The organism is Scytonema sp. PCC 10023 (assembly GCF_963920835.1).
GTDB lineage: Bacteria > Cyanobacteriota > Cyanobacteriia > Cyanobacteriales > Nostocaceae > Kalymmatonema.
Genome location: NZ_CAWUDP010000189.1, coordinates 1 through 8,373, shown reverse-complemented (window position 1 = coordinate 8,373; position 8,373 = coordinate 1). Strand labels below are relative to the sequence as shown.

The 8,373-nt window shown below is 42.6% G+C and carries 4 protein-coding genes and 1 pseudogene; 2 read left to right on the top strand and 3 right to left on the bottom strand.

Features of this window, described 5'->3' with window-relative positions; genetic code table 11:
• Window positions 1-63: 63 nt before the first annotated feature.
• From ACM0OZ_RS46825 to ACM0OZ_RS46815, 3 genes are read right to left on the bottom strand one after another with little or no spacing between them, the layout of a single operon-like run.
• Window positions 64-1,665, bottom strand: a complete 1,602-nt coding sequence (locus tag ACM0OZ_RS46825; protein ID WP_414589810.1) for a CHAT domain-containing protein — start codon at window positions 1,663-1,665, stop codon at window positions 64-66.
• A gap of 25 nt (window positions 1,666-1,690) precedes the next feature.
• Window positions 1,691-3,163, bottom strand: a complete 1,473-nt coding sequence (locus ACM0OZ_RS46820) for a DUF1822 family protein (protein WP_414589809.1) — start codon at window positions 3,161-3,163, stop codon at window positions 1,691-1,693.
• Between the two features lie 13 nt (window positions 3,164-3,176).
• Entirely contained in the window at window positions 3,177-4,649 is a 1,473-nt protein-coding gene (locus ACM0OZ_RS46815; RefSeq protein ID WP_414589808.1) for a hypothetical protein, read from the bottom strand.
• 1,405 nt (window positions 4,650-6,054) lie between these two features.
• Between ACM0OZ_RS46815 and ACM0OZ_RS46810 the strand changes: the two genes are divergently transcribed.
• Window positions 6,055-7,488 carry a protein kinase domain-containing protein gene (locus tag ACM0OZ_RS46810; RefSeq protein ID WP_414589807.1) on the top strand — a complete coding sequence of 478 codons (1,434 nt, stop codon included), beginning with the start codon at window positions 6,055-6,057 and terminating at the stop codon, window positions 7,486-7,488.
• Between the two features lie 473 nt (window positions 7,489-7,961).
• A pseudogene (locus ACM0OZ_RS46805) lies at window positions 7,962-8,373 on the top strand (hypothetical protein); the annotation flags it as partial.

The window sequence follows — 8,373 nt, the reverse complement described above, 5'->3', positions numbered from 1 at the left end:
CAGATTTTGGTGGCAATTTTTTACGATCGCTCTCCTACCCCTCTGAACGGTTACATGGATACACTATTTAAGCCGCACTGTACTAGATATCCTCTCTCCTGTCCATCGCCCTTTTTTACCAGTATCATCAGACCATTCACCATCAAATTTGTAGCCATTGCTTGACAAAACGAAATAACAATCGCCCCCTGTCTCATCGTAAAACGTACCTTTTAAAACCTTACCCTGTTTATAAAATTTCCCTTTGATTTTCCCTTTAATAATACGATTTTTATTATTTAAATATGAAAATGTATATTCTGCAATTGTGCCGTCTAATCTTTTTTTTTCCAATATCTCCATCTTAGTTTCAGTAGTCTCATAACTCCAAGTAGTCTTCCACTTACCTACTAGCGTATTCAATTCTACTTGTGATTGTGATGGATGTTGTGGTACTTGTAGTATCTGGGGCAGTTTGGCAAGAATTAGAATGGCAGATGCCAAACCTAACCATCCAACTACACTCAAAAGAAGCACGGTTTGGGGCCGAAGCCAACTGGGTAAGATTTGACCTTTACGCTTTGGATGGCGCAACTCTTGCCAAGTCGGGGGTACTTTAGCGGGATTCTGACAAATCACTGGTAACCAAGTAGCACCAGGTAAATCTTGAAATTCTTCTAGCCTTTCTCGTGCTCGCCGAACTGAGGTATACAAAAGCTGCCCATAAGCATATTCGGTGAGAAACTCTCTCAAAAATGATTGTGCAACTTCGTCTGGCACAGGCTCGCGCATGACGATAATAACTGGGATATGCAAATCGGCTAGCTGCTGCGCTAGTCCCAATCCGTCACAAGAATTAAAAATTGTGAGTTTCAAGCCGTAACGACTAGCTTCTCTCAAAGCATTTTTGAAATCTGAAATCTCTAAGCTCTCGCTTTCATTGATATAAATTCGACCAATTTCACCATTTGTCTCGCTGTGACCTGCAAAAAAGAAGATATCCCAGCCTTCTTTTTTCCGCAGTTCTTTGATAAGTTCTCGTGATGTAGGTTGTGCCAAAAATACTGGTTTAGCATCATTTAATTGTTTAATTGCGTCTCGATCCGGCTCAGTATCAATGCCACTACTGTCTCCCAAAATAGCCAAAATTCGGACTTGGTTATTATAATTTGTTTCCGGTAGTTCTGATTCTCCATCACTCGGGCAACTGAAGGCAATTTCGACATCGGGGTTCGACTCCATCAAATCCCATATATGCCAAGGCAGCTTGCACAATTCGGAGTTAATTGCTGTGATAATCACCCGAAATTCGTCAGAATTATTGGCTAACTCCTTTACCAATCTCTCTCTGATTTTTTGCCACCCCTGATCTTGCGAATGTTGGAGCCAATTTCTCATCCTGGTTTCTAAGTTTCGGACAAAGTAGCGGCAGGCATCGACCTCACTGGTGGAGTAATTGGTTGGTCTGGTTTCAATCTGCCAGTCCGAGTCAGTTCCGCGCTGTGTTCTCAGCCTGACAAAAGTTTCCTGCCAAACTGTATATAAATCCTCAAATTCTGTGTTGGCAGGTAACCTACCTGGAATTTCCGGCGATGGAAGGGCGTTATCTCTACAGACCTGTAGCGATACATCAAATCCTTGGTCAAAATCACCGTTTCCTATCTTCAGAACTGCTACCCTGCCCATAACTGCTTCCCTACAAGTGTTGCTGTTAAGCAACAAAATCCTCGCTCACGCTAACATTATCTCTCATAACCCTAACGCGGAAACATGTTCCCGGCGGAGGACTAAAACGCAGCTCAATGGATTTATCCTTACCTCGACCTGACGAGTCACTTCTGGCTTCGACTTCGAGGCGTGTTTCGCCTGATTCTGAGAGTACACTTAGTTTAAGACCGGAAGGCAGGGTTGTTTCGCTATGTGGCTGCACTTGCAGAAAAACGCCGATTCTCCCGTCAGCTTTTGGCATAATGGCAACAACTAGGGCGATCGCGTGACTCCCCAATTGCATCCCCAAGTCAATTAATCTAACTTTTCTAATACCAGCGAGGGGATTTCCTGGATCTACCTTCCCCAAGCTTATAGCGGCTTGCCAACGAGTTTCTTCATCTTTTGCGCTATGCAGCAATTCAGTCAGGGCGTTGATGGCATCTGGGTTTCCAGCACCAATTTCCCCTAAGACCCCAGCAGCTTGGCGACGGGTCTGCTCAGGCTGATTCGGTTGCAGCAGACGAATCACAGAAGCAAGCGCGTTTGGGGAAGTACGCTCAGAGCCTCTCTGACTGCGAACTGGTATTGGTTCTGGTGAGGCGAAGATGTCTTCAAATGTCTGCCAACCGTCTTCAACTAGATTTCGCCCCGATTCAACTATATGCCGCAACCATTGCCTTAACTCCATCGGCTTTTTGCTGGGTGCAACTGCTGCATATGATACGATCTGAGCATACGGATTCGCCACCCGCCGATTGTAAAGTTCAAGCCTCCATTCATCGGACGCCAGCAGTGCTCCCCAGTCTTCAAACGGAACCTCGAGTCGGGGAGAATAGGGGGTCTTCTGGCTCAGTTGCTCCAGCAACCTTTCTGCTTGTGCTGGTGACAAAGTCGGTAAAGGCTTAATTGCTGCTTTGCGATCGCCACCTAGCTCCTGTGCCACCCACATCACATTCACGTCTTCAATCAACTCTTCTCGCCCAAGCGAGTAAGTGCGCCTAATGCTATTATATTGTCCAGCCTGCTTCAACTTCTTATGGGTTGCATATCCCCAAACCCGCAACCAGCAGTCATCAGGATTCACTTGTACTGCCAGGTAATAATCTACAGCCCAACTGGGAATATCTACCCATTCAGCTGGCACTTCATACTCGTTGGTGTCCATCCCTTCGTTTGGAATCAGTACAATTCGGGTTTCTCCTAACTGAATCGCTGTGCCATTCACCACCTCCCAGATACTGGATAAATCATCTTGACTTGGCCACACCTTTGGCTGCTCCTCTATACCCGACTCCGCTTTGAACCAAGCTAAAAAGGCATCTAAAGTCAAGCGGTTTTTGAATGCAGTCCACCAAGCTACATCATAAGAATATTCTTGCTGTGATAATCGTGTCTGCTCAAGCTGGTCTGGCGAAACTTCTAGCCATACCTGGTTTGGGTAAAGGGTTGTGAGTGCTGATAAAATATTTGACATTTTTTTCTCGATGCTAGTGGAAATCAGGAACCGGAAAATTAGCAATTAGTTTTTGTACAAGGGTTGCAATTTTATCAGTTAGTGGATTCAGTAAATCTGGTGGAATGTTCAGGCGTTTTTGAATCCATTCCCTGATAGCTGCTGCTAATTCTTGCCTACCTGTTACCACTTTGTTATTCACTTCCAATTCACCAAGTTGCAACTGGGAGGCGATCGCTGAAACATTGATTTGCTTAAAATAGCGTAGGTGCAGTATATTTCGGCGTTGGTAATCAAGCTGCTGCCATGCCGTCCCAAACACTGACCGGAAAATTAAACCTTCGTAATACTTTTTCAGGCACTCCTTCAGCGCGGTATGCATTTCATTAAGACTTTCCGAGTCAGGAATAACATTTAGCCTTTCTTGCGCCCATTGAGCCACTTGCGCGAGCAATTGCTGCGTCGCTTTGTTGTCGTGGTAACGAACCGTCGTATAATAAATTTTAAAGATGGGGGCAATCGAGCGATAGTCTAGGTCAAAACCGTACCTCAGTAGCAGGCAGTTATCAGTGTCTGAGTCTATCCGTGTCAGCAATTCTGTCAAAATAGCCATTAGTGCAATGGCATGTTCCTGATTTTCAATTTGCTCCCACCCAGATTCATATGTACCATCGGGAATCATCTCAGATAAGGAATCAGAATTTTCGTTCCCCCCTGTAGGAGAATCGAGGGAGACAAAGCGTCTGGTTTGATACCTTCTTAACACCTGAATGCATTTTTCCAGCCCTGCTTTAATCGTCACCTGATTAGCTTTGCTGAGATCAGCTACTTGAGGAGACGACTGTACTAGCTGCTTATACAAATTTGTCATTATATGCAACTGTTCATCCGTCGGTGCTGGGAGAGAACGGCTATCAGTTGCTCCTTGGGGAGCGTAAATTTCTTTAAAACTGTCCCAGGCTAACAGATAGCAGTTTAGGTGCGGTTGCCTATACCCTTGATTTTGCAGAGCTTCAAGTAGATATGCCCGAGTACTATATCTTAATAACCCCCAGTCCGAACGCCTCTTCTCCATCCCTAAATTGCGAACAATCTCATCCTTGATTTTGCCCTCCATTTTTCTGACGGCATAGTTTTGTAAGGGAAGCTGAGAGTTAAAGTTGTTAAAAAAAATGTCTGGAGTGCTAGAGAATAACCAGGCTATCTGCCAGATATCATGCCGATCATAATTGAATTGCAGGAAATTTCTCAACTTTCCATAAACTTTATTAGCAGCTTGATAGCCGAGTTTTTCCAGGTAAGCCGACATATGCCTGAGCGCCAGTAGCTCATACTCAAAAGTGCTCAGAAACAACCGCGCCCAAAATTCTGCATCCGTGTTAGGTTCTGACTGACACAGAGTTCTAATGTTTGTTTCTAATTCACGGTCAGATACCCAATAGACATCCAAACGCCCATTGCTGTCTTTGAGCCTTGGATGTGTGGAAAACTTCCAGATAATCGTCATGCACTCCTCTTCTCTAAATTTCCAACAGCTATGGTCAGTCGCCAACTTATTCTATTTTTATATCGGTTTAACGCGCGAGGTTTGTTGCAGACTTTTGGATAGTTTACATGAATATTGCTGATGGCGATACGCACCATTGCGTCTGCGCTCTGCGCAATCATGCGTATCGCCAGGATGCGGATTTGACCCATTCAACCAGTTGCTAGTTAGCTATGGCTTTTTCCTTGTGCTGCTTAAAGCCTTTATACTTTAAGCTCCGCTTATCGCCTGTGACTCATGACTAGAATGTAAAGAAATGTAACAAGGTCTGCCACAAGTGATTGGGTCTAACCAGATACACAGATAGAAGTTCACGAGCTCATCCTTTCTCTTATGAAGAAAATAACTCATGTAAGCTCGCAAAATTTTCTATACAGACTGCTTTAAAATGGTACAGATAATTCATCCGCGATCGCTTTCGCGCCCGCAGTCCTTCTAGATGACCCAAGTTGCTAGTTACTCTTGTAAGTAATTGCCCAAGGGGCAGTGCGCTATTAAATAAGCTATAAAAGGCAATCGCTTCGGGTCACTTAGGCAATAAAATCCCCTCTAGGAAGAAAATTGGGAGAGGTATATGCGTAAATGTTACAATTGCCACCGCTACGTCAATCGATGATCTGCTCAAAGCAATTGGACATCGTGAAGATGTTCGCCCTTGAAATGGGTGATGTAGAAACTATTACCACGGCATTGGTCGCAGCGATGTCCTTCAATGCTAATCAAAGTGCAGCTTGTAACTACATGAAAGACCACAATTTGATACCAAGGATGTTAGAAAAATCACGATTTATATGTCCTTCGGACACCCTGCGCGAATCGAGATTACATAATTTATCAATGTTAATTAACGATTTATTTCATCAAAGATGTTAGGCTTGCCGTGAGAACAGGTCATCAAACTAACGATTTAAATGTGCTTAAGTAGATCAGTGTAAATAATTAAAGGTATGTAGTAAGCGCTTTAGCGCTAAAGCGCTTACTACGAGCGAGTTTCCAACCTTTACTTTTCTTTACATAGTTTGATTTTTTCTCGCCTACTTACTTATCCTGAACTCGCACACCCGCTTGTCAATAGCATTTGAGACGCGCTTACCCTGGGATCATGGTCAGACGACTTGCATAATTTTTGACTCGCCTTAACTTTTAAAACATCCTCTTAGCTAGACTTTATGGATAAAATCGAGAGATTCGACGCTAAAAGTATCCGCGCTGACTGTGTGTCATTATTTATATAGTTATACAATTATTCATTTTGCCAAGCAGGTAAAAAACTCCCTCTGTTCACTTGCACAAAGAAAGGGGTTGGGCGATTAGATTATATATGGCAAAATTTAAGATAATTCATCTTGTTATTGGCTAAATAGTAATGCTCCCTGGTCAAATTCTCCGTCAGCGCTACAAAATTATCAGACTCTTAGGAAGCGGTGCCTTTGGAGTTACTTATTTAGCTGAAGATTTAGATTTACCCGATCATTCTCTGTGTGTTGTAAAAAACCTCAAGCAAATGCAATATCCAGAAGCCTTGCAAGCTGCCACAGAGTTATTTAACAGAGAAGCAAAGGTTTTACAGCGCTTAGGCAATGAGTGTCCTCAAATTCCCCGACTTTTCGCCTACTTTCAAGAAAACGGCGAATTTTATCTAGTACAGGAGTTTATAGATGGGCACGATTTGAGTGAGGAAATTTTTCCTGGTAACAGGTTGAGTGAAGCTCAAGTGACACAGCTATTACAGGAAATTTTAGAAGTTTTGATATTTATTCATGATCAAAATATCATTCACCGAGACATTAAACCAGAAAACTTAATGCGTCGCAACACAGACGGCAAGATAATATTGATAGACTTTGGAGTTGTCAAGCAAATTAGCGGATTAGGTGTCAATTCTCAAGGGCAAACAAACATCTCCTTTATTGTTGGTACTTATGGCTATATACCTAGTGAACAATCGGGTGGAAATCCCAGGTTAAGCAGCGATGTTTATGCACTGGGGATGCTGGGGATTTATGCTTTAACTGGGGTCAAACCTAAAGACCTACCAAAAGACCACGAAACTCTTGAAGTCATTTGGCGAGATCGGGCTTCGGTTAGCCCCAGACTGGCAGATGTGTTAGATAAAATGGTGCGCTATGACTTTAAGAAACGTTATCAAACAGCAGCAGAGGCGTTACAAGCGTTAAGACCATCTTCATTACCGCCATCATTGCCATCACCGCTACCGTCATTACCAACCCCAACACGGCGAGAATTGAAACTTTATCAGAAAGTTTTAATTAGTACTGGAGTCGGGGTAAGTGTGCTCATCGGAGTAGGATTGCTATTTATGAGTTTTTGGAGACCATTCCCAGATGATTTGGGACAATTCATCGCTGGTGTACGATTGGTTTGCCCACACAGAGATGTACCACCTTTACAAAACATACCAGGTACGCGAATAGAGAGGGGAGCAGCTTATGAGTTTTCAAATGTTAAACCACTGACAGGCAGAGGTACCATTATCTACGATACTGGAAATAAATATTATGGAGATGTAAAAAATGGTTTCTTAGAAGGTTGTGGAACCTACGAATATGGCCCTCAAGAGAAGAATTTTCACAGCTATATAGGTCAGTTTAATATCAATTCTCAACAAGGCGTAGGAAAATTGATATTCAAAAATGGTTGTAAATATATAGGGGAATTCAAAAAAAACAATTATGATGATAAAGGAATTTTTATACCTAAACACGGTTTGCCTGTCTGGGGAACTTGGCATCAGGGAAAATTGGAAGGGAGTAATAATACTTTTTATATCTGCAATTAATTTGTAAGAAATATTATTTTTAAATACTTTGACTTCTCTAGTGTTTAAATAACCAAACTGGTTATGCAAAGTATGATATCAATCGTCAAAAAACGCATTTTACAAGCTTTACTTCCTTAGAGCCTTTTGCTGTCTTTCTTCCAACAAGTACTAGCCAGCAGTGTAAGCGCGTCTTGTTAACAAGAATACCTCAGTCTCAAGAAACTCTCGGTTAATCGCATTAATTCCTGTTTGTTGACAAAATTTTAGGCGATTGCCCGAAGGGCAGTGGGCTAAGTCCCAGAGGGACACGCTGCGCGAACCCCCAATCGCTTTGACCATCAGAAAATACATCAAACGAGAAATTCTGATTCTTTTCTATATTAATAAAATCAGCTTTTTGTCAAGACTAATTTAGATGTGCTTACCCTGTACTAACCTGCGATAAGTTTATTTATGTCTTCGGTGTGTTTTGATATTTAGAGGAGTGAGAAATGAATCAAAAGTTACTTACAAAGTTGATATTAGTTTTATCTAAAACTTCTTTACTGGCTATTACGAGTTTAGTTATTTCTCTACAACCATCCCTAGCGCAACCTACGGCTGTTAATCGATCACCAAGAACAGCGTCAACCTTACCATCTGCAAAAAATCCCATCAGCCAAACACCTCCAGAAAATCCAACACCAGGTATAACACCTCCAGAAAATCCAACACCAGGTATAGAACGTCAACAGAATCCAACACCAGGTATAGAACGTCAACAGAATCCAAGACGAAATCAGCAACCAAATACCGATACTCCCTCACGAAATCAGCAACCAAATACCGATACTCCCCCACGAAATCAGCAACCAAATACCGATACTCCCCCACGAAATCAGCAACCAAATACCGATACTCCCC